Here is a 20,544-nt window from a genome sequence, read left to right as displayed (position 1 = left end):
ACCCGGAGCGAACATTGACCCGTCGCAGAGTTGTCGTGACTGGCCTGGGGGCGATCTCCCCGGTCGGCAATACGGTTCCCGAAGCCTGGGAGAATCTCGTCAATGGTCGCTCCGGTATTGGCGCGATCACGCGCTTCGATGCCTCGGCCTTTCCGGTGCAGATTGCCGGTGAGGTCAAAGGCTTCGATGTGGCTGCCTATCTTTCTCCGAAAGAGGCGCGCCGCATGGATTCATTCATCCATTACGGGCTTGCCGCGGGCGTCCAGGCTTTCCGTGATTCCGGTCTGGAAGTGACCGAGGCCAACACCCACCGTATCGGTGTAAACATCGGTTCCGGCATCGGCGGTCTGCCGATGATCGAGGATACGCACAGCGACTTCCTCAACGCCGGTCACCGCAAGATTTCCCCCTTCTTCATTCCCGGCACGATCATCAACATGATCTCCGGGAACCTGTCGATCATGCTCGGCCTGCGTGGCCCGAACATTGCCGTGGTCACAGCCTGCACCACCGGCCTGCACGCCATCGGCCTGTCCGCCCGCATGATTGAATACGGCGACGCCGACGTGATGGTCTGCGGTGGCGCTGAATCCACCGTCACGCCGTTGGCGATCGGTGGTTTCGCATCGGCCAAGGCGCTGTCCACCCGTAATGACGACCCGACCACGGCCAGTCGTCCGTGGGACAAGGATCGCGACGGTTTCGTACTGGGCGAAGGTGCCGGCGTGCTGGTGCTCGAAGAGTACGAACACGCCAAGGCGCGCGGCGCGAAGATCTACGCCGAACTATCCGGTTTCGGCATGAGCGGTGACGCCTATCACATGACTGCCCCCGATACGGACGGCCCGCGTCGCAGCATGGTCAACGCCATGAAGAACGCGGGCGTGAATCCGGATCAGGTTCACTATCTGAATGCACACGGCACTTCCACGCCGCTGGGCGACAAGAACGAGACCGAGGCGGTCAAGCTGGCGGTCGGTGCCGACGTGGCCAAGGGCCTGGTGGTCAACTCCACCAAGTCCATGACCGGTCACCTGCTGGGTGGCGCGGGCGGTCTGGAGTCGGTGTTCACGGTGCTGGCCGTGCATAACCAGGTCTCCCCGCCGACCATCAACATCTTCGAGCAGGATCCGGAGTGTGATCTGGACTACTGCGCCAACACCGCGCGGGACATGAAGATTGATGTCGCGCTGAAGAACAACTTCGGTTTCGGTGGCACCAACGGAACCCTGGTGTTCCGCAAGATGTAAGCGCCCGCGCCGGAGATGCGCTATCCGCGACTGATTGCCGTGCGCGCCTCTCCACGCAGCTTCATCCTGATCGCCGCGATCCATCTGGTCGCGGCGATTTCTTTTGCGCATCTGATGTTCAGGCCTTGGTTGGCTGTGATTGGCCTGTGCCTGCTCGTGCTCAGCCTGGGCATGTCATGGCGCGCCGAGCGGCGTCGCGCGGTGGCATCCATCGAGCTCGGAGATGACGGTCTGCTGCGTTTTCCGGAGCGTGACGAGGAGGGCGCGCCTTGCGGCAGGCTGGCCGATTTCGGCCCGCTGCGCTGGGTGGAATGGCGGGAAGGGCGTCACCGTCACGCACTGATGTTGTGGCGCGCGCAATGTTCGCCGGAAGACTGGCGGGCTTTTGGGGTGTGGCTGCGGCACAAGGCCGCGCCTGCCGCGTCGCGGGTCAGCGACGCGGCGTGAGTACGCTCGGCCGTGCGCGGCTTTGTGTCTCGGGAAAGTCACGCGAGAAATGCAGGCCGCGGCTTTCCTTGCGGCGCAGTGCGCAACGTACGATCAGATCGGCGGTGACGACCAGATTGCGTAGTTCGATCAGGTCGTTGCTGACGCGGAAGTTCGAGTAATAGTCGTGAATCTCGCGTGCAAGCAGGCGGATGCGGTGCTGCGCGCGCTGCAGACGCTTGGTGGTGCGCACGATGCCGACGTAGTCCCACATGAAGCGGCGCAGCTCGTCCCAGTTGTGCGAGATCACCACTTCTTCGTCGGCGTCGGTGACGCGCGATTCGTCCCATATCGGCAGGCTGCCAGGCGCCGGGCGCGGGTGAGCGAGGATGTCACGCGCAGCCGCCTCGCCGAACACCACGCATTCAAGCAGCGAATTGCTGGCCAGACGGTTGGCGCCGTGCAGGCCGGTGTAAGCGCTTTCGCCAACGCAATACAGGCCGGGCAAATCGGTGCGAGCGGCCAGATCCGTGAGCACGCCGCCGCAGGTGTAGTGCGCCGCCGGAACCACCGGGATGGCTTCCTTCGAGATGTCGATGCCCAGTTCCAGACAGCGCGCGAAGATGTTCGGGAAATGCTCGCGCAGCCAGTCGGCCGGTTTGTGCGAGATGTCGAGATAGACGCAGTCCAGGCCGCGCTTTTTCATCTCGAAGTCGATGGCGCGGGCGACGACATCGCGTGGCGCGAGTTCGGCTCGCGCGTCGTGCTCGGGCATGAAACGTGTGCCGTCAGGCAGGCGAAGGATGCCGCCTTCGCCACGCACGGCCTCGGTAATCAGAAAGGACTTGGCTCGCGGGTGGTACAGGCAGGTGGGATGGAACTGAATGAATTCCATGTTGGCCACGCGGCAGCCCGCGCGCCAGGCCATGGCGATGCCATCGCCTGTCGCCACATCGGGGTTGGTGGTGTACAGATAGACCTTGCCTGCGCCGCCTGTGGCCAGCACGGTATGGCGCGCACCGATGGTGCTTACGCGGCCGCTGCGGATGTCGAGCACGTAGGCGCCCAGACAGCCTGCGGCGGGGCGTCCAAGCTTGGCGCCGGTGACGAGGTCGAGCCCGATATGGTGTTCGAGCACTTCGATGTTCGGGTGCTTGCGCACCTGTTCGGTCAGGGTCTGCTGCACGGCTGCGCCGGTGGCGTCGGCGGCGTGGATGATGCGTCGCGCCGAATGTCCGCCCTCGCGTGTCAGGTGGTAGCCCAGCGCCGAGCCTTCTTCGCGCGTGAACGGCACGCCACGATCAATCAACCACTGGATGGCGTCGCGGCCATGTTCCACAACAAAGCGCGTAGCGGCTTCGTCGCACAGGCCGGCGCCGGCAATGAAGGTGTCCTCGACGTGCGCTTCCGTGCTGTCTGTGGCGTCGAGCACGGCGGCGATGCCACCCTGTGCCCAGGCGCTGGCGCTGTCGGAGAGCGCGCGTTTGGTGACCAGCGCGACGCGCATGTGGTCTGCGAGACGCAAGGCCATGGACTGGCCGGCGGTGCCGCTGCCGAGAATGAGTACGTCGTAGTTCTTGAGCACGTGGGGGGCTTTCGCGAGTGGGCGAGGATGCGTGGTTAGCGTATCACGACGTGAGGTTGATTGGCGTGTCCCGGGTTGCCGGCAAGACAAAACCACGCAGGCGTATGAACTATTCGCGAGGTCCCCGGTCTGTTTGCCAAGCTTCGGTTTTGCCGTCCCCATGGCGCCTCGTTATACTGCCGGGGTTTTTTGCCCCGATTCCCGGATAACGACCCGCGCATGAGCGATCGCGAAATTGATCAGGTGCTTGTTGAACGCGTACAGCGCGGCGACAAGCAGGCATTCGGCCTGCTGGTATCCAAATACCAGCGGAAGCTGCACAGGCTTTTGTCGCGCCTGATTCGTGATCCAGCCGAAGTGGAGGATGTCGCGCAGGAAACCTTCATCAAGGCCTACCGCGCGCTTGGGTCGTTTCGTGGCGAGAGTGCTTTTTATACGTGGCTGTACCGCATCGGAATCAATACCGCGAAGAACTTCCTGGTCTCCCAAGGGCGGCGAGCTCCGACTTCGACCAGTTTCGACTCGACCGAAGCCGAGACTTTCGAGGATGCCGATCAACTGCGAGACGTCAATACGCCCGAACGGCTGTTGATGACCAAGCAGATCGGCGAGACGGTCGAAGACGCCATGGCGGCCCTGCCCGAAGAACTGCGCACGGCGATCATGCTGCGCGAGCTCGAAGGGCTGAGCTACGAAGAAATCGCGGGCATCATGGATTGCCCGATCGGTACGGTGCGTTCGCGCATCTTCCGTGCGCGCGAGGCGATTGCCGAAAGGCTGCGGCCCCTGCTCGATACGGCTCCCGACAAACGTTGGTAGGTGGTACTCATGAAGGAAAGACTCTCCTCACTGTTCGATGGTGACATCGACACTGCCCGCTCCGCGCAGCTTTTCGAAGCCTTGCGCAAGGACCAGGATCTGCGCGGCCAGTGGGACGCGTATTGTCTGATCGGGGATGCCTTGCGCGGCGAGCCGGATCATCAGCCGGATTTCGTATCGCGGGTGATGGCCGGTCTGGACGCCGAGCCGACCGTGCTGGCGCCGCCTGCACGCAATCCGCTGATGTCGTGGGCGGGGCGTCCGGCGATGGCCATCGCCGCCTCTGTGATGGGCGTGGTTGCCGTCGGGCTGGTGGCTTTTTCGATGATTCCGAGCACGCAGTCGGACGGTATTCCGGTGGCCGGCATGGTCGCCACCGCACCTGCCGCCGGGCAAGCTGCGCTGGGTACGGGCGGCAAGGTTCAGCTGGTGACGACGCTCGGTGAGGATTCGCATCGCGAATACCTGTTCGTGCATCAGGCCATGAGCGGCGGCGGTCCGATTCCGGGTGCCGCGCACTACGTGCGTACCGTTTCGGATGCACGTGGAGATCAGCGTTGATGAAGGCGCTCGTCGTCGCGCTGAGTTTTGTGCTGACGCTCGCCCAGCCCGCCCTGGCCGACAAGGCCGGAGATCCTCTGGCGTGGCTTGGGCGGATTGCCTCGGCAGCCAGCGAACTGAATTATTCCGGCACCTTCATTTATCAGTCCGGGCCGATTGCGGAGACGTCGCGCATCACGCATGTGGTAGACGCCAGTGGCGAGCATGAACGCCTTGAGGTGCTCGACGGCAGTCCGCGCCAGGTGATTCGCAACAATGACGAAGTGTGGTGCGTCTTCCCCGAGAAGAAGACCGTCATTTCCGACCGTTCGCGCAATCAGCGTTCGTTTCCGGCGCGCCTGCCTACCGCCTTGAGTCGGGTCACCGAGAGCTACGCGGTCAGCAAGGGGCCGGTGTCGCGCGTGGCGGGTTTCGACGCCCAGCTGGTGATTCTCAAGCCGCGCGATGATCTGCGCTACGGTCACTTGCTGTGGGCTGATGTGAAGTCCGGTCTGCTGCTCAAGGCGCGCATGGTCGATGAATCCGGTGCGACCATCGAGCAATTCGTGTTCAGCGATGTGCGGATCGGCGAAGGAGTGACGGCGGATACTTCGCGTCCGTCGTTCGCCGGGGATGCTGGTTGGAACATCGTTTCTGCGCATGGTTCGAGCATTGAAGTGGGGCACAGCGGCTGGCGCCTGACGCGGCCGCTGCCAGGTTATGCGCTCGAATCGGTCATGCACCGTCCGCTCGGGCGCGATCAGCGTGATGTGCTGCACATGGTCTTCAGTGATGGTCTGGCCTCCATCTCGGTCTTCGTCGAGCCGTTGGGCGAGTCGGCCGCCGGCGCGACTGGGCCGATGAGCAGCGGCGCCATCAACATCTACCGCCGTGAAGTCTCCGGGCATCTTCTGACCGCCTTGGGCGAGGTGCCGATGCGCGCCCTGCAGGGGCTGGGCGAGGCCATGGAGATGGCGCCCCGATGATCCAGGCGCGTGCGGTCGTGGTCGGTGTGGCCGACGGCCATGCGCGCGTACGGGTCATTGACCGCCAGGAAGGCTGTGGGCGCTGTGACGAGCCGGGGGGCTGCCGCTCCGTGAAACTGGCCTATGCCATGCGCCCGCCGGTTTCCGAGTTTTCCCTTCCGGATACCTTGGGTGTGGCAGTGGGCGATGAGGTTGTCCTGGTCTTGCCTGATGGAGCTTCGTTGCGCGGAGCCTTGGTCAGTTACGGCCTGGGCGCGGTGGCGATGATCGCCGGTGCAGGGCTGGGGCAGGTGCTTGGCGGCAGTGATGGCTGGGCTTTGAGTGGTGCGCTGGTCGGCTTGATGTCGGCTTACGTGCTCAATCGTGTGTTGCACCGCAGTCGTCGCTGGCGTGGCGCGCTGCGGGTGGAAATGTCCCGCCCGGGCGCCGTGTGCGCGCACGATTTCGGTAAAGTTTGATGAGCGTTCTGCGGATCTGCCTGCGTCCCTTTCTGGTCCTGTTCTGTTCTGCCTGTGTTGCCACTGCGGCAGCCGGTGCAAATCTCCCGGATTTTTCCGCCATCGTCGACTCCCAGGGGGCGGCGGTAGTCAATATCAGTACCACCCAGGCGCCCGACTCGGCGTTGTCGGCGCTCCCGACGCTGCCGGGGATGGAGGGCAGTGAGGAGTGGATGGAGTTGCTGCGCCGCTTTCTGCCGCAGCTTCCCGAGATGCCCGACGACGACAGCCGTTCGCTCGGATCCGGTTTCATCATCAGTCACGACGGCTACATCCTGACCAACGCCCACGTGGTGGCCGGTGCTGAAGAGATCATCGTGCGTCTGAGTGACAAGCGCGAGTTCAACGCAAGCGTGGTGGGCACCGATGCCCGCAGCGATGTGGCGGTGATTCGCATCGAGGCACAGCAGCTTCCGGTAGTGCGTCTGGGTAACCCCAACCGTCTCAAGGTCGGGGAGTGGGTTCTGGCCATCGGATCACCGTTCGGTTTCGATCACAGCGTTACGGCTGGCATCGTCAGCGCCAAGGGGCGCGCGCTGCCGGACGAGAACTTCGTGCCCTTCATCCAGACCGACGTAGCGATCAATCCGGGCAATTCGGGCGGTCCGCTGTTTAACCTGCGTGGCGAGGTGGTTGGCATCAACTCGCAGATTTACAGCGAGACAGGCGGCTTCATGGGACTGTCCTTCGCCATCCCGATCGATGTGGCCATGGGCGTGTACCAGCAGCTGCGCAAGGATGGGCGGGTGCGACGCGGACGCATCGGGGTGGCGGTGCAGGAAGTTACGCGCGCACTGGCCGAGAGTTTTGGTCTGCAGTCTGTGGATGGCGCGCTGGTCAGCGCGGTCGAACCCGGCGGCCCCGCGGAGCGGGCCGGAGTGAAAGTCGGGGACGTGATCCTGCGCGTTGATGGGCGTGCCGTTCCGGGGTCGACGGCATTGCCGCTGATCATCGCCGAGCGCCGTCCCGGCAGCGCAGCGGCGCTGAGCCTGGTGCGCGAGGGCAAGCTGATGGAGCTGCGCGTGACGGTGGGCGAGTGGAGTGAAGCGGGGCTGTCTGCGGCGAAGAAGCCGGCGACGCCCGCGCCGGAACGTCTGGGTCTGGCCTTGTCCGAGCCGACTGCCGAGCAGCGTCGCGCTCGCGGCATTACACAGGGTTTGCTGGTCGAGGGCGTTCAGGGGGCGGCCGCGAGGTCGGAACTGCAGGTCGGCGATCTCATTCTTGCTGTGGTGGCGGGCGGGCGGACGACCAGACTGGAGTCGGTCGTGCAGTTCGAGCAGATCGTCGCAAAACTGTCTGACGGTCAGGCGCTGACGCTACTGGTCGAGCGCGGTTCGGGCACTTCGTTTGTCAGTCTGCGGGCCGGCCGGTGAGCAGGCATGAGTTCACGGTGCTGAGCCGTGAGTGGTGTCATCTGTGTCACGAACTGGTTGCTGCGCTCGAACCGCTGGCGACTGAACTTGGCTGGACGGTCCGGGTGCTCGATGTCGATGCCGAGCCTGCGCTGGAAGCGCGCTGGGACGAGCTGGTGCCGGTGGTGTTGGCTGGCGAACGCGAACTCTGCCATTACCACCTTGATGAAGCGGCGATCCGTGCTCATGTGCGCGATTTCGGCTAGAATCCGGCGTCCGGTCGTCCAACCGCAACGGGTGTCGTTAGGCACCCTTTTTTATTGACCCATGCAGCATATTCGCAACTTCTCGATCATTGCCCACATCGATCACGGCAAATCCACGCTGGCCGATCGCCTGATCCAGTTCTGCGGCGGCCTGTCCGACCGTGAAATGGAAGAGCAGGTGCTCGACTCCATGGATCTGGAGCGTGAGCGTGGCATCACCATCAAGGCCCAGACCGCGGCGCTGCATTACAAGGCGCGCGACGGCAAGGTCTACAACCTGAACCTCATCGACACGCCGGGACACGTCGACTTCTCCTACGAAGTCAGCCGTTCGCTCTCCGCCTGCGAGGGCGCGCTGCTGGTGGTCGATGCCTCTCAGGGCGTCGAGGCCCAGACCGTGGCGAACTGCTACACCGCCATCGAACTGGGCGTCGAAGTCGTGCCGGTGCTCAACAAGATCGACCTGCCGGCGGCCGACCCCGAGAACGCGCGTAGCGAGATCGAGGACGTGATCGGCGTCGATGCCTCCGAGGCCATCCTGTGCTCGGCCAAGACCGGCGTCGGTATCGAGGAAGTGCTTGAAGCGGTCATCGCGCGGGTGCCGACGCCGGTGGGCGACCCCGAGGCTCCGCTCAAGGCGCTGATCATCGATTCGTGGTTCGACAATTACGTCGGCGTGGTGATGCTGGTGCGCGTCATCGACGGCGTGCTGCGCCCGAAAGACCGCATCCTGCTGATGTCCAACGGCGCGCAATACCCGTGTGACCATGTCGGGGTGTTCACGCCGCGATCGGTGGCTCGCGAGCAACTGTCGGCGGGCGAGGTTGGCTTTGTGATTGCCGGCATCAAGGAGCTGGCGGTTGCCAAGGTCGGTGACACCATCACCCTGGCCAACCGCCCCGCGCCGAAGCCACTGCCGGGCTTCAAGGAAATCAAGCCTCAGGTGTTTGCCGGACTGTATCCGGTCGAGTCATCCGAGTACGACCAGTTGCGTGATTCGCTCGAGAAGCTGCGCCTGAACGACGCCGCCCTGCAGTACGAGCCGGAAGTGTCTCAGGCGCTCGGCTTCGGTTTCCGCTGCGGTTTCCTTGGCTTGCTGCACATGGACATCGTGCAGGAGCGCCTGGAGCGCGAGTTCGACATGGACCTCATCACCACGGCACCCACCGTGATCTATGAGGTCGTGCTCAACGACGGATCCACGATCAATATCGAGAATCCCTCCAAGCTGCCCGAGGTCGGCAAGTACGCCGAGATCCGCGAGCCCATCATCACAGCGACCATCTTCCTGCCGCAGGACTACGTTGGTCCGGTGATCACGCTGTGCAACCAGAAGCGTGGCATGCAGGTCGACATGCGCTACCACGGTCGCCAGGTACAGCTGGTGTATGACATGCCGATGAACGAAGTGGTGATGGACTTCTTCGACCGGCTCAAGTCCGTTTCGCGTGGTTACGCCTCGCTCGATTACGAGTTCAAGGAATACCGTCCGGCCGATCTGGTGAAGCTCGACCTGATGGTCGGTGGCGAGAAGGTCGATGCGCTGTCGGTCATCGTGCACCGCGCCAGCGCGCAGTACCGCGGCCGCGAACTGGCCACCAAGCTGCGCGGGCTGATTCCGCGCCAGATGTTCGACGTGGCGGTGCAAGCGGCGATCGGCTCCAACATCATCGCGCGCGAGACCATCAAGGCCTTGCGCAAGAACGTCCTGGCCAAGTGCTACGGCGGGGATATCACGCGCAAGAAGAAGCTGCTCGAGAAGCAGAAAGAAGGCAAGAAGCGCATGAAGCAGGTCGGCAACGTCGAGATTCCTCAGGAAGCCTTCCTTGCCGTGCTGCGTACCGACGAGGGCAAGTGAGGGTGCCGTGCGCACCCGCCCGTTTCACCTGCTGATGGAGTCGCCGTGAATTTCGCACTGATCCTGTTCGTGTTGCTCGTGGTTTCCGGCGCACTGTGGGCCGCCGATCGTTTCTATGCACGCAAACAGCGTGCTCAGGGTGAGCCCAATCCGTGGTGGGTCGAGTACGGAGCAAGTTTCTTCCCGGTCATCCTGATCGTGTTCACCTTGCGCTCGTTCATTGTCGAGCCGTTCAAGATTCCCTCGGGCTCGATGATTCCGACCCTGCTGGTAGGTGATTTCATCCTGGTGAACAAGTTCACCTACGGCATCCGTCTGCCCGTCATCAACAAGAAAGTCGTGTCACTGGGGGAGCCCAAGCGCGGTGACGTGATGGTGTTCCGCTATCCGCGTGATCCGTCGCTCGATTACATCAAGCGCGTGGTGGGCCTCCCGGGCGACCGCGTCGAGTACATCGACAAGCGTCTTACCATCAACGGCGAGGAAGTGCCGATGGCCCCGGCCGGCGATTACCTGCATCCCGAGCGCATGTATTTTTCACCGATGTTCGACGAGAAGCTCGGGGAGCGTGAGCATGCCGTGCTGATCGAGCGCGATGTGCCGCCGTATGTCAGCAGGGTGGCCGACTTCCCGTATCGCGATCGCTGTACCTATACTACGGCCGGAGTGCGTTGCACGGTGCCGGAAGGGCACTACTTCATGATGGGTGACAACCGCGACGGGAGCAGCGACAGTCGTGAGTGGGGCTTCGTGCCCGAAGAGAACATCGTTGGCCGCGCCTTCTTCATCTGGTTCAACTTCGGCGACATGAAGCGCATAGGAGGATTTCACTGATGGCGATGAACCGATCCGCTCCGCGACGCAGCCAGGATGGGGTGTCCTTGATCAGTACGCTGATCATCGGTTGTCTGTTGGCGTTTGTCCTGTTCATTGGCTTCCGCTGCATCCCGGTATTCAATGAGTATTTCGCGCTGAAGCGCGTGGTCAGTGTGATGGCAACTGAGGCCAGTGGCGGGGCAACGCCTGCGGACCTACGTCGCAGTTTCGATCGCTTCGCGTATACCGACGACATTTCCAGTGTGCGCGGTACCGATTTGCGTATTTCCCGCGCGGGCGGTGTTGCCGTCATTGAAACAGCCTACGAGCGCAAGGTGCCGATCGCCGGTAATGTCAGCCTGCTGTTCGAGTTCTACGTGACGTCGAGGCGCTGAGTGCGCCCGGAGCTTGGCCTGCTCCAGCGGAAGCTGGGGCACGATTTTTCCGATGTCGCACTGCTCGAAGAGGCGCTGACCCACCGCAGCTTCGGTCTGCCCAATAACGAGCGGCTCGAGTTTCTCGGCGACAGTGTCCTGAATTGCGTCATCTCGATCGCGCTGTGCGCGCGTTTTGGTGATCTGCGCGAGGGTGAGCTGTCGCGTTTGCGCGCCTCTCTGGTGCGCCAGGAGGGCCTGCACCGCGTGGCCCTAGAGCTTGATCTCGGGGCGGCGCTGAGGCTTGGCGAGGGCGAGATGAAGAGCGGGGGGTTCCGTCGTCCGTCGATTCTGGCAGATGCCCTCGAAGCCATCTTTGCGGCGGTCTACCTGGATGCCGGCTTCGAGGCGGCGCGCGCCGTCATCGACCGGCTCTACGCGTCGGCAATTGCCGAGATCGATCCGGCGATTGCGCTGAAAGACCCCAAGACCGCGTTGCAGGAGTACCTGCAGGCGCGCAAGCTGGCATTGCCGGCATATGAAACCGTGCGGGTACTGGGCGAGGCCCACTCGCAGGAATTCGAGGTGCGCTGTGGCGTCGATGCGCTGGGCGTATCGGCAACCGGGCGTGGCGCCAGTCGACGTGCGGCCGAACAACAGGCCGCGGAGCGCACGCTGGTGGCCTTGAGGGAACGATGAGCGAAGCACACGAAGAATCCACCCCGTTCCGTACCGGCTTTGTTGCCATCGTCGGGCGGCCCAACGTCGGCAAGTCCACGCTGTTGAACCAGCTGATCGGCCAGAAGATCAGCATTGTCTCGCGCAAGGCGCAGACTACGCGTCACCGCGTCACCGGCATCCGTACCGACGAACACGCGCAGTTCATCTTCGTGGATACGCCGGGCTTCCAGACGCGTCACCGCAATGCGCTCAATCGCACGATGAACCGCAGCGTCACACAGGCGCTGGGTGATGTCGATGCGGTGTTTTTCGTCATCGAGGCGGGGCGTTTCGGCGAGGACGATCAGAAAGTGCTCAGCCTGCTGCCCGACGACGCCAAGGTGGTGCTGGTCATCAACAAGATCGACCGCCTAAAGGACAAGACCGCGCTGTTGCCCTTCATGCAGAAAATGAGTGAATTGCGCGATTTTGTTGCCATCGTACCGCTGTCGGCCGAGCGCGGGAAAAACGTTGATAGCCTGATCTCGGCCTCCCAGGCGCTGTTGCCTGAAGGTGCGCCGGTGTTCGAGGAAGACGACATCACTGACCGCAGTGAGCGCTTTCTCGCCTCCGAATTCCTGCGTGAAAAGCTCTTCCGCCTGCTCGGCGACGAGTTGCCCTATGGCATCGCCGTCGAGATCGAGAAGTTCGAGACCGAAGGCAATCTGCGCCGCATCTTCGCGGCCATCGTCGTCGATCGCGACAGTCACAAGGGCATGGTCATCGGCAAGAACGGCGAGCAGCTCAAACGCATCTCCTCCGAGGCTCGCGTTGAACTAGAAAAGCTCTTCGATGCCCGCGTCTATCTGGAAGTATGGGTCAAGGTGAAGAGCGGCTGGGCCGACGACGAGCGCGCGCTCAAGAGCCTCGGCTACGAATAGCCCCCGGGTGTTCCCGTGAACCCCAAGCAACGCATCGACCAGCAAGCTGCCTTCGTTCTGCATACCCGCCCGTGGCGCGAGACCAGTCTTGTGGTCGAACTCCTCACGCGCGATCACGGCCGTGTGGCGGTGGTCGCCAAGGGCGCGCGGCGGCCGCATTCTGCGTTGCGCGGCGTGCTGATGGGCTTTCAGCCGTTGCTCGCTGACTGGTCCGGCGGCGGCGAGGTCAAGACCCTGATCCGCGCCGAGCGCGACGGCTTTCAGCCCCTGCTGAATGGGGGCGCGCTGCTATGCGGCTATTACCTGAATGAGCTGGTCGTGCATCTGTCGGCGCGTGAAGACCCGCATCCAGGCCTGTTCGAAGCCTACGTTGCGGCGGTTGCCGCGCTGGCCGCCGACCCCGAGCCGGCGCCGGTACTGCGCCGCTTTGAGCTGACTTTGCTGCGCGAACTGGGCTATGGCGTGGAGCTGGAGCACGAAGCCGGCAGCGGTGCCGTCATCGAGGCCGGGCAACGCTACGCCTATATAATCGAACGCGGTCCGGTGCGCGGCGAGGCTGTGTCGGGCAGCGTTTCGGTCAGCGGAGAAACGCTGCTGGCGTTGGCTCACCATGATTTCTCCGGTGCGCGCACGCTGGCCGAGGCCAAGGCGCTGCTGCGCATGCTGATCAACCATCATCTGGGCGGACGCGATCTGCAATCGCGCCGCGTATTCAAGGAGTTGCAGGAGCTGTGATCGAACTCGGCGTCAATATCGACCACGTCGCGACCTTGCGTCAGGCGCGCCGCACCTGGGAGCCGGACCCGCAGTGGGCCGCCGTCGAAGCTCATCTGGGCGGGGCCGACGGCATCACCGTGCATCTGCGCGAAGACCGCCGCCACATCCAGGATGCGGACGTGCGGCGTTTGGCCGAACTCACGCAGATCAAGCTCAATCTGGAGATGGCCGCCACCGACGCGATGGTCGGATTTGCCTGCGGGCTCAAGCCACACATGGCCATGCTTGTGCCGGAAGGGCGGCAGGAGGTCACCACAGAAGGCGGGCTGGACGTGCTCGCAGACGAGTCGCGCCTTGCCGACGTGGTGGCGAGGCTGGCCGATGCGGGCATCGTCACCAGCGTGTTCATTGATGCCATTCCCGAGCAGATCGAGGCCGCTGCGCGCATTGGCGCGAAAGTGTGCGAGGTGCACACCGGACCCTATGCCCACACCTTTCATGACGCCGGGCGCGATGCCGAGGCGCCCGCCGTGCTGGCGGAGCTGGCCAAACTGCGTGCGGCCGGCGAAGCCATCCGCGCGCTGGGCATGCGTTTCAACGCCGGCCATGCGCTGAACTACTACAACGTGCAGCCGGTGGCGCGTCTGGCCGGCGTGCGTGAGCTGCACATCGGTCACGCCATCGTCAGCCGCTCGGTCTTCGTCGGCCTGCGTGAGGCGGTGAGCGAGATGAAGCGTCTGATGCGCGAAGCCGCTGCTCAGCCCGAAGGAGGCACACGATGATCCACGGAGTCGGTGCCGACATCGTTCGCATCCCGCGCATGGGCACCGTGCTGGCCAAGTACGGTGAGCGCTTTGCCAATCGTATCCTCGCACCCGAAGAGCGTGCCGCGTTTGCCGCGCGCAATGATCCCGAGCGTTTTCTCGCCAAGCGCTTCGCTGCCAAGGAAGCCTTCGGCAAGGCGCTGGGCACCGGCGTCGCGGCGCCGGCCACGCTGCACGCGGTGATCATCGATCACGATGTGCGCGGCAAGCCGATCTTTCGCTTCGGTGCGGAGCTGGCCGCGCACATGGAGCAGGAGGGCCTGCACGCCCACCTGACACTGACTGACGAGACCGATTACGTCGTGGCCTTCGTGGTGCTTGAACGCCAATGAGCGTAACGCTGCTGCCGCGCGGTCCGGTCTTCGTCGACGTTGCTGCCTGCGAACTGACCGATGAGGAGCGTGAGCGCCTGCGCCATCCGCTGGTCGGTGGCGTGATCCTGTTTGCACGCAACTTCCGCGACGCCGAGACCCTGTCTGCGCTGACCGCCGAGATTCACGCCCTGCGTGAGCCGGCGCTGATCATTGCCGTCGACCATGAGGGTGGCCGCGTGCAGCGTTTTCGCACCGACGGCTTCACGCATCTGCCGCCGATGCGCGTGCTTGGCAACAAGTGGGACGAGGACCACGTCGCCGCGCTGGACGCCGCGCGCGCCTGCGGCTTCGTGCTGGCGGCCGAACTGCTGGCGCATGGCGTGGATCTGTCTTTCACGCCGGTGCTGGATCTGGACTATGGCGGCAGCCGTGTAATCGGCGAACGTGCCTTCCACCGTGATCCGCAGGCCGTGGCTTCGCTCGCCTCGGCGCTGATCACCGGCCTGCGCGAGGCCGGCATGGGCTGCGTGGGCAAGCATTTTCCGGGGCATGGCTTTGTCGAGGCGGATTCGCACGTCGAGATTCCGGTCGATCCGCGCGACTTCGACGCGGTGTGGGCCGAAGACATCGCGCCCTATCGCCATCGGCTGGGCAAGCAACTGTCGGGTGTGATGCCGGCGCACGTCATCTTCGAGCATATCGATCCGCAACCCGCGGGCTTTTCGCGCTTCTGGCTGCAGGATGTTCTGCGTGGCCGTCTCGGCTTTGGCGGCGTGATCTTCAGCGACGACCTGACCATGGAAGGAGCCACGGTAGTTGGCGACATCGTGGCGCGCGCCTCGGCGGCTTTCGAGGCCGGTTGCGACATGGTGCTGGTGTGCAACCGCCCTGATCTAGCCGACGACTTGCTGGCGCGCTGGCAGCCACAGGTGTCCGCTGAAGCCACTGCACGCATCGCCGCACTGGCCGCTGCGCCGCGCTTCCCGGATCCGCTGGCGCTGGAGCTTGCCGCGCCGTATCACGCCGCGCGCGAGCAGGTCATGGCCTTGCAGGCCTGAGGTGCTGTGAGCGAAGCCGCCCCCTTCGATGCCCGCGCCTTCCTGAAGACGGTTCCCGAGCAGCCGGGCGTCTATCGCATGATCGGCGCCGACGACAAGGTGCTCTACGTCGGCAAGGCCAAGAACCTCAAGAAGCGCGTCGCAAACTACTTCCAGCGCACGCAGCCGAGCCCGCGCATCGCGATGATGGTGGCGCAGATCCTGCGCGTGGACATCACGCCCACGCGCTCCGAGGCCGAGGCGCTGATCCTCGAGAACAACCTCATCAAGAAGCTCGCGCCGCGCTACAACATCCTGTTCCGCGACGACAAGAGCTACCCCTACATCTGCCTGACCGGTGACGCCTTCCCTCGTCTGGCCTATCACCGCGGCGGTTTCGCCAAGGGCGCGCGTTATTTCGGGCCGTTTCCGAACGGCGGTGCGGCGCGCGAGAGCATCCACCTGCTGCAGAAGATCTTCCGCCTGCGTACCTGCGAGAACGCGGTGTTCCAGAACCGTTCGCGCCCGTGCCTGCTGCACCAGATCAAGCGCTGTACCGCGCCCTGTGTAGGTCTGATTTCGGATTCTGATTACGCCAAGGACGTGAAGCTCGCCGCGCGTTTCCTCGACGGGCGCACCAACGAAGTCATCGATGATCTCGGTGCGCGCATGAACGCCGCCGCCGAACGCCTGGCCTTCGAGGAGGCGGCGGCCTGCCGCGATCAGATCCGTTCGCTGCAATCGGTGCTGCACCGTCAGTTCGTCGACAGCGGGCGCGATGAGGATGTCGACATCCTCGCGGCGGTCGAGGAGGGTGGGGTCGTGTGCCTCAACCTGGCGATGGTGCGTGGCGGACGACATCTGGGTGACCGGCCGCTGTTTCCGAGCAGTGCCGTGGGGGTCAGCGCAGACGACGCTTTGCTGGCCTTTGTCGATCAGCACTACCGTGAGCATCCGATGCCGGCACGCATTGTGGTGACGCAGGGTGTGGATGCGGTACGCGCTGCGTTGGCCGAAGTCAGTGACAAGCCGGCCGGCGCAGTCGCTCCGCGCTCGCCCGCCGAGAAGGCCTGGGTGGAGATGGCACAAGGCAACGCGCACACCGCCATCCGCGCGCGCCTGCAGGACGCCGGACGCATCGGCTCGCGGCTCGAAGCGCTGCGCGAGGCACTCGACCTGCCTGAGGTGCCGGCGCGCATCGAGTGCTTCGACATCAGCCACACCATGGGTGAAGCCACGGTGGCCTCCTGCGTGGTGTGCGTTGATGGTGCGATGAAGAATTCCGAATACCGCCGCTACAACATCGCCGGCATCACCGGCGGCGACGACTTCGCCGCCATGCGCCAGGTGCTGGAGCGGCGCTACGGCAAGCTGGTGGAGGGCGACGGCGTGCTGCCCGACCTGATCCTGATCGACGGTGGCAAGGGGCAGGTGAGTGCCGCTTTCGGGGTGCTTGGCGACATCGGTCTGGAATCCGTCGCAATGGTCGGTGTGGCCAAGGGTGAGGGGCGCAAGCCCGGGCTGGAGACCTTGATCTTCGCCGACGGACGCGCACCGCTGAATCTGGCGTCGGACGCGCCGGCGCTGCACCTGATCCAGGAAATCCGCGACGAGGCACACCGCTTTGCCATTACCGGACACCGTGCGCGTCGCGGCAAGGCGCGCATCGGCTCGAAGCTCGATGATATTCCCGGCGTCGGCCCGACGCGGCGGCGCAAGCTGATCGAGGCCTTCGGCGGGCTGGACGGCGTGCGCGCTGCCACGGTGGAAGACCTCTGTCGTGTGGACGGCGTCAGCCGCAAGCTTGCCGAGCAGATATACTCGTCGCTGCGCTGAAGCCCCTCCCGGATACGACGTTCATGCATTTCAACATTCCGAATACGCTGACCTTGATGCGGATCGCCGTGATCCCGCTGTTTGTGGGCGTGTTCTACCTTCCGGCGAGCTGGCTCACCGATCCGCAGATGAACCTGATCGCCACGGTGCTGTTTGTGCTGGCTGCGCTGACTGACTGGCTGGATGGCTATCTCGCGCGCACGCTGGGCCAGACCTCGGCCTTTGGCGCCTTCCTCGATCCGGTGGCCGACAAGCTGATGGTGGCCGCTGCGCTGATCCTGCTGGTGCAGCTAGGACGCACGGATGCCATCGTGGCGGTGATCATCATCGGCCGCGAGATCACCATCTCGGCGCTGCGCGAATGGATGGCGCGCATCGGCCAGTCGGCCAGTGTGGCGGTGGCCACCGTCGGCAAGTTCAAGACCGCTGCGCAGATGACGGCGATCCCGCTGCTGCTCTATTACGAGAATGCCCTCGGCCTGCCCGTGGCGCTGCTGGGCGAAGTGCTGATCTATGTCGCGGCGGCGCTGACCCTGTGGTCCATGGGCTATTACCTGCATCGCGCCTTGCCGTTGCTCGCGCGGCATGACCGTGGTGGGCGTGACTGACCGCGCTGCTTGCGGTTATCACGGTTGTATTGAACTGTGCCGGGTCTTATAAACGGCCAGAGTAGGGTAATTGCGGCGGGCCTCTCCGGTGAATCTGAAAACCAAATCCTCGCTTGCCGTTGTGGGCCTGCTGCTGGTCGTATTCGGCGTGGGCATGGTGATCCAGGATTACCTTGTCCGCAATTCGCTGCAGAAGACCATTGCCGACCAGCAGTACGCGCTGGTGTCGCGTTTCGCGGCAGAGGTCTCGGGGCGGGTTGAAGTCAGCCTCGGTACGCTCAAGCGCGTGGCCTCCGGGCTGGACTTCCGTCACACCAGCGACTCCGACCGCCTGCGCAACTATCTGCATGACAACCAGGGTGCGCTGGCGCTGTTCGAGGCCCTGATCATTGTCAGTCCGACCCTCACGGTGCTGGCCGACAACCCGACCCGGCAGGGGCGCGTCGGAGCCGACGTCTCCTCGCTCGAACATCTGCGCCGCGTGATCGACACCGGTCTGCCGGTGGTCTCACGCCCCTTCGTCGGCGTCGTCACCGGGCAGCCGTTGCTGGCCATGTCGGTGCCGGTGTACGACTCGGTGGGCAATCTGATTGCCATCGTTTCGGGCACGCTGGACATCCTCAGTCCGGCCTTTCTGGGCGGTATCAACCGCGGCCACTCAGAGCAGCACGGGCAGTTCGTGCTGACCACCCGCGACCGCACCACCATCGTCGGCGATACCTCCCGCCTGATGCTGTCGAGCTATGCCGAGCCGGGTGTGATGCCGGTGTACGACCGTGCCGTGGAAGGCTGGGAAGGTACCGATCAGGGGATCGATCCGGCCGGGCGGCGCATGCTCATGAGTTTCCGTACCGTCGAGCAATTGAACTGGGTGGCCGGGGTGGTGCTGCCGGTCGAGGACGCCTTTGCGCCCATCGTGCGATCCCAGCGCGTTGCCATGCTGCTTCTGCTGGTGGCCTCGGTGCTCGTCGGGTTCCTGGTGTGGTTCGCGATGCGCGGTTTTCTGCGCCCATTGTTTGCGTTGCGCGACAACGTAGTGGCCTTGCGCAGCGACCCCAGCCGCGTGCACGAACTGCCGGTCGGAGAGGGCGAGGTCGGCGAGGTGGCCGGCGATTTCTACCGCCTGTTCGAGGATCTGTCGCGCTCACGCGAAGAGAGCGTGGCGCGCGCCGAGGAGCTGCAGTCCGTCCTCGATGCGAGTCCGATCGCGATCGTCATGTTGCGCGAGCACCGTGTCCAGCTGGCCAATCCGGCATTCGAACGCATGTTTGCCTGTGCGGCTGCAGACGCGATGGAGCGTACGCTGGAGGCCTACTTCGAAGATCAGGCGGCCTTCATCGAAATGTGTCGTCGCATCGAGAGCGGGCTGGATGAGGCGCGCGTGCTGCGCTTCGAGCAGCGCTTTGTCGACAGTCGCGGGCAGTGGTTCTGGGCCAACGTCTATGTGCGGGCGCTGGACCCCGCCCGGCCCGAGAAGGGGCCGGTGATGCTGATCGAGGACATCTCGGAGCAGAAGCTCAGCGAAGAGCGTATCCGCCATCTGGCCGAGCACGACCCGCTGACCGATCTGCCCAACCGCATGTTGTTCAACGATCGCGCCAATCAGGCGCTGACCCGCTGCCGTCGCGAGGACCGGCGGTTTGCGCTGTTATTCGTCGACCTCGATCGTTTCAAGAACATCAACGACACCCTGGGGCATCACATCGGCGACCAGTTGTTGCGGGTGGTGGCGGGGCGCATTGTCGCCTGCGTGCGTGAGAGCGATACCGTCAGCCGCCCCGGTGGAGACGAGTTCACGCTGCTCCTGTCGGAGATCGGTGACCCCGAAGATGCGGCGCGCGTAGCCGAGAAACTCATCAACACGCTGGCCGAACCCTGCCATATCTCCGGGCGACAGCTGTTGGTGACGGCCAGTATCGGCATCAGTCTGTACCCCGAAGACGGGGATGACATCGCAACGCTGATGCGCAATGCCGATTCGGCGATGTACCACAGCAAGGATTCCGGCCGGAATACCTACCATTACTTCCACGTCGAGATGAACGAGCGGGTGTTCGAGCGCATGTTGCTCGAGAGTGCCCTGCGCAACGCCCTCGATGCCGACGCCTTCGAGCTGTACTACCAGCCGCAGTTCGACGGCGTGACGCGGCGCATGATCGGGGCCGAGGCGCTGCTGCGCTGGCGTGACCAGGACGGCACGCTGGTGCCGCCGTCGCGTTTCATACCGGTGGCTGAGGAGGCGGGGCTCATCTTGTCGATCGGGCAGTGGGTGCTGGAGCAGGTGTGCCGTCAGCTGCGTGAGTGGAGCGATGCCGGTCTGCCGGCGCTGACGGTGGCCGTGAATATCTCCGCGCAGCAGTTTCGCCAGCCGCGCTTTGTCGAATCCTTGCGTCAGGTCATTGCCGGCAGCGGCGTGCCGGCTGAATGCCTGGAGCTTGAGCTGACCGAGCGCGTCATGCTGGAGGCGGTGGAGCGCAACATTTCGGTGCTGGACGAGGTCCGGCGCATGGGAGTGCGGGTCTCGATCGACGATTTCGGCACCGGCTATTCGTCGCTGTCCTACCTCAAGCGTCTGCCGATCGACGCATTGAAGATCGACCAGACCTTTGTGCGTGATGTGGTGACAGACCCGGACGACGCGGCCATTGTCGATGCAATCATCGGGCTGGCGCGCAACCTGCGGCTGCAGGTCATCGCCGAAGGGGTCGAGAATGAAGAGCAGCTGGACTTTTTGCAGCGGGCAGGCTGCCGCCACATGCAGGGTTTCCTGTTTGCGCCGGCGTTGCCGGTCCAGGATTTCGAACGCTTGTGGCGGGAGAGCTTTGTGACACCTTGAGC

The 20,544-nt window shown here is 64.1% G+C and carries 21 protein-coding genes; 20 read left to right on the top strand and 1 reads right to left on the bottom strand.

Features of this window, described 5'->3' with window-relative positions; translation table 11 throughout:
• Window positions 1–14: 14 nt before the first annotated feature.
• Together fabF and AC6H0R_RS01355 are read left to right on the top strand one after the other, a co-directional pair.
• Window positions 15–1,250 carry a beta-ketoacyl-ACP synthase II gene (gene fabF, locus AC6H0R_RS01360; RefSeq protein WP_497579543.1) on the top strand — a complete coding sequence of 412 codons (1,236 nt, stop codon included), beginning with the start codon at window positions 15–17 and terminating at the stop codon, window positions 1,248–1,250.
• A 15-nt stretch (window positions 1,251–1,265) separates the two neighbouring features.
• Window positions 1,266–1,697: a protein YgfX gene (locus tag AC6H0R_RS01355; RefSeq protein ID WP_497579542.1), complete on the top strand. Its 432-nt coding sequence runs from the start codon at window positions 1,266–1,268 to the stop codon at window positions 1,695–1,697.
• Here the strand turns inward: AC6H0R_RS01355 and nadB are convergent.
• Window positions 1,681–3,261 (bottom strand): L-aspartate oxidase, encoded by a 1,581-nt coding sequence (gene nadB, locus AC6H0R_RS01350; protein WP_497579541.1) that lies wholly within the window; start codon window positions 3,259–3,261, stop codon window positions 1,681–1,683. The genes AC6H0R_RS01355 and nadB overlap by 17 nt on opposite strands.
• 219 nt (window positions 3,262–3,480) lie before the next feature.
• Between nadB and rpoE the strand changes: the two genes are divergently transcribed.
• The 18 genes from rpoE to AC6H0R_RS01260 all read left to right on the top strand — a co-directional run bounded on the left by rpoE (window position 3,481) and on the right by AC6H0R_RS01260 (window position 20,542).
• Entirely contained in the window at window positions 3,481–4,080 is a 600-nt protein-coding gene (gene rpoE / locus AC6H0R_RS01345; RefSeq protein WP_497579540.1) for an RNA polymerase sigma factor RpoE, read from the top strand.
• Between the two features lie 9 nt (window positions 4,081–4,089).
• Window positions 4,090–4,641 (top strand): sigma-E factor negative regulatory protein, encoded by a 552-nt coding sequence (locus AC6H0R_RS01340; protein ID WP_497579539.1) that lies wholly within the window; start codon window positions 4,090–4,092, stop codon window positions 4,639–4,641.
• A complete protein-coding gene (locus AC6H0R_RS01335; RefSeq protein WP_497579538.1) occupies window positions 4,641–5,606 on the top strand; it encodes a MucB/RseB C-terminal domain-containing protein in 966 nt (321 codons plus the stop codon). The genes AC6H0R_RS01340 and AC6H0R_RS01335 overlap by 1 nt, the downstream gene beginning before the upstream one ends.
• The gene (locus tag AC6H0R_RS01330; RefSeq protein WP_497579537.1) at window positions 5,603–6,064 is read left to right on the top strand and encodes a SoxR reducing system RseC family protein; all 462 of its coding nucleotides are present in this window, start codon (window positions 5,603–5,605) and stop codon (window positions 6,062–6,064) included. The genes AC6H0R_RS01335 and AC6H0R_RS01330 overlap by 4 nt, the downstream gene beginning before the upstream one ends.
• Window positions 6,064–7,476: a Do family serine endopeptidase gene (locus tag AC6H0R_RS01325; RefSeq protein WP_497579536.1), complete on the top strand. Its 1,413-nt coding sequence runs from the start codon at window positions 6,064–6,066 to the stop codon at window positions 7,474–7,476. Before AC6H0R_RS01330 ends, AC6H0R_RS01325 begins: the two co-directional genes overlap by 1 nt.
• Window positions 7,473–7,721 (top strand): glutaredoxin family protein, encoded by a 249-nt coding sequence (locus tag AC6H0R_RS01320; RefSeq protein WP_497579535.1) that lies wholly within the window; start codon window positions 7,473–7,475, stop codon window positions 7,719–7,721. Before AC6H0R_RS01325 ends, AC6H0R_RS01320 begins: the two co-directional genes overlap by 4 nt.
• A 61-nt stretch (window positions 7,722–7,782) precedes the next feature.
• Window positions 7,783–9,579 carry a translation elongation factor 4 gene (gene lepA / locus AC6H0R_RS01315; RefSeq protein WP_497579534.1) on the top strand — a complete coding sequence of 599 codons (1,797 nt, stop codon included), beginning with the start codon at window positions 7,783–7,785 and terminating at the stop codon, window positions 9,577–9,579.
• A gap of 45 nt (window positions 9,580–9,624) precedes the next feature.
• Complete coding sequence (gene lepB / locus AC6H0R_RS01310) at window positions 9,625–10,413, top strand: signal peptidase I (RefSeq protein WP_497579533.1); 789 nt, start codon at window positions 9,625–9,627, stop codon at window positions 10,411–10,413.
• Window positions 10,413–10,790, top strand: a complete 378-nt coding sequence (locus AC6H0R_RS01305) for a DUF4845 domain-containing protein (RefSeq protein ID WP_497579532.1) — start codon at window positions 10,413–10,415, stop codon at window positions 10,788–10,790. The genes lepB and AC6H0R_RS01305 overlap by 1 nt, the downstream gene beginning before the upstream one ends.
• The gene (rnc, locus tag AC6H0R_RS01300; protein ID WP_497579531.1) at window positions 10,791–11,468 is read left to right on the top strand and encodes a ribonuclease III; all 678 of its coding nucleotides are present in this window, start codon (window positions 10,791–10,793) and stop codon (window positions 11,466–11,468) included.
• A complete protein-coding gene (era, locus tag AC6H0R_RS01295) occupies window positions 11,465–12,370 on the top strand; it encodes a GTPase Era (RefSeq protein WP_497579530.1) in 906 nt (301 codons plus the stop codon). Before rnc ends, era begins: the two co-directional genes overlap by 4 nt.
• A gap of 15 nt (window positions 12,371–12,385) precedes the next feature.
• Window positions 12,386–13,105 (top strand): DNA repair protein RecO, encoded by a 720-nt coding sequence (recO, locus tag AC6H0R_RS01290; protein ID WP_497579529.1) that lies wholly within the window; start codon window positions 12,386–12,388, stop codon window positions 13,103–13,105.
• Window positions 13,102–13,869 (top strand): pyridoxine 5'-phosphate synthase, encoded by a 768-nt coding sequence (locus AC6H0R_RS01285; protein ID WP_497579528.1) that lies wholly within the window; start codon window positions 13,102–13,104, stop codon window positions 13,867–13,869. The genes recO and AC6H0R_RS01285 overlap by 4 nt, the downstream gene beginning before the upstream one ends.
• The gene (gene acpS / locus AC6H0R_RS01280) at window positions 13,866–14,243 is read left to right on the top strand and encodes a holo-ACP synthase (RefSeq protein ID WP_497579527.1); all 378 of its coding nucleotides are present in this window, start codon (window positions 13,866–13,868) and stop codon (window positions 14,241–14,243) included. Before AC6H0R_RS01285 ends, acpS begins: the two co-directional genes overlap by 4 nt.
• Window positions 14,240–15,283 (top strand): beta-N-acetylhexosaminidase, encoded by a 1,044-nt coding sequence (gene nagZ, locus AC6H0R_RS01275; RefSeq protein WP_497579526.1) that lies wholly within the window; start codon window positions 14,240–14,242, stop codon window positions 15,281–15,283. The genes acpS and nagZ overlap by 4 nt, the downstream gene beginning before the upstream one ends.
• Before the next feature lie 6 nt (window positions 15,284–15,289).
• Window positions 15,290–17,098, top strand: a complete 1,809-nt coding sequence (gene uvrC / locus AC6H0R_RS01270; RefSeq protein ID WP_497579525.1) for an excinuclease ABC subunit UvrC — start codon at window positions 15,290–15,292, stop codon at window positions 17,096–17,098.
• 23 nt (window positions 17,099–17,121) lie between these two features.
• Complete coding sequence (gene pgsA / locus AC6H0R_RS01265; RefSeq protein ID WP_497579524.1) at window positions 17,122–17,706, top strand: CDP-diacylglycerol--glycerol-3-phosphate 3-phosphatidyltransferase; 585 nt, start codon at window positions 17,122–17,124, stop codon at window positions 17,704–17,706.
• Between the two features lie 88 nt (window positions 17,707–17,794).
• Window positions 17,795–20,542, top strand: a complete 2,748-nt coding sequence (locus AC6H0R_RS01260) for a bifunctional diguanylate cyclase/phosphodiesterase (RefSeq protein WP_497579523.1) — start codon at window positions 17,795–17,797, stop codon at window positions 20,540–20,542.
• Window positions 20,543–20,544 lie beyond the last annotated feature (2 nt).

The sequence above is a fragment of the Pseudazoarcus sp. NS36 genome, from assembly GCF_059703705.1.
The sequence above is the reverse complement of the archived record's forward strand: the minus strand, read 5'-3'. Positions and strand labels throughout refer to the sequence as shown.

Coding starts and splice junctions, on each gene's coding strand:
- AC6H0R_RS01355 (WP_497579542.1), top strand. CDS start 1,266: ATGCGCTATCCGCGACTGATTGCCGTGCGCGCCTCTCCACGCAGCTTC.
- rpoE (WP_497579540.1), top strand. CDS start 3,481: ATGAGCGATCGCGAAATTGATCAGGTGCTTGTTGAACGCGTACAGCGC.
- AC6H0R_RS01340 (WP_497579539.1), top strand. CDS start 4,090: ATGAAGGAAAGACTCTCCTCACTGTTCGATGGTGACATCGACACTGCC.
- AC6H0R_RS01335 (WP_497579538.1), top strand. CDS start 4,641: ATGAAGGCGCTCGTCGTCGCGCTGAGTTTTGTGCTGACGCTCGCCCAG.
- AC6H0R_RS01330 (WP_497579537.1), top strand. CDS start 5,603: ATGATCCAGGCGCGTGCGGTCGTGGTCGGTGTGGCCGACGGCCATGCG.
- AC6H0R_RS01325 (WP_497579536.1), top strand. CDS start 6,064: ATGAGCGTTCTGCGGATCTGCCTGCGTCCCTTTCTGGTCCTGTTCTGT.
- lepA (WP_497579534.1), top strand. CDS start 7,783: ATGCAGCATATTCGCAACTTCTCGATCATTGCCCACATCGATCACGGC.
- AC6H0R_RS01305 (WP_497579532.1), top strand. CDS start 10,413: ATGGCGATGAACCGATCCGCTCCGCGACGCAGCCAGGATGGGGTGTCC.
- era (WP_497579530.1), top strand. CDS start 11,465: ATGAGCGAAGCACACGAAGAATCCACCCCGTTCCGTACCGGCTTTGTT.
- acpS (WP_497579527.1), top strand. CDS start 13,866: ATGATCCACGGAGTCGGTGCCGACATCGTTCGCATCCCGCGCATGGGC.
- nagZ (WP_497579526.1), top strand. CDS start 14,240: ATGAGCGTAACGCTGCTGCCGCGCGGTCCGGTCTTCGTCGACGTTGCT.
- pgsA (WP_497579524.1), top strand. CDS start 17,122: ATGCATTTCAACATTCCGAATACGCTGACCTTGATGCGGATCGCCGTG.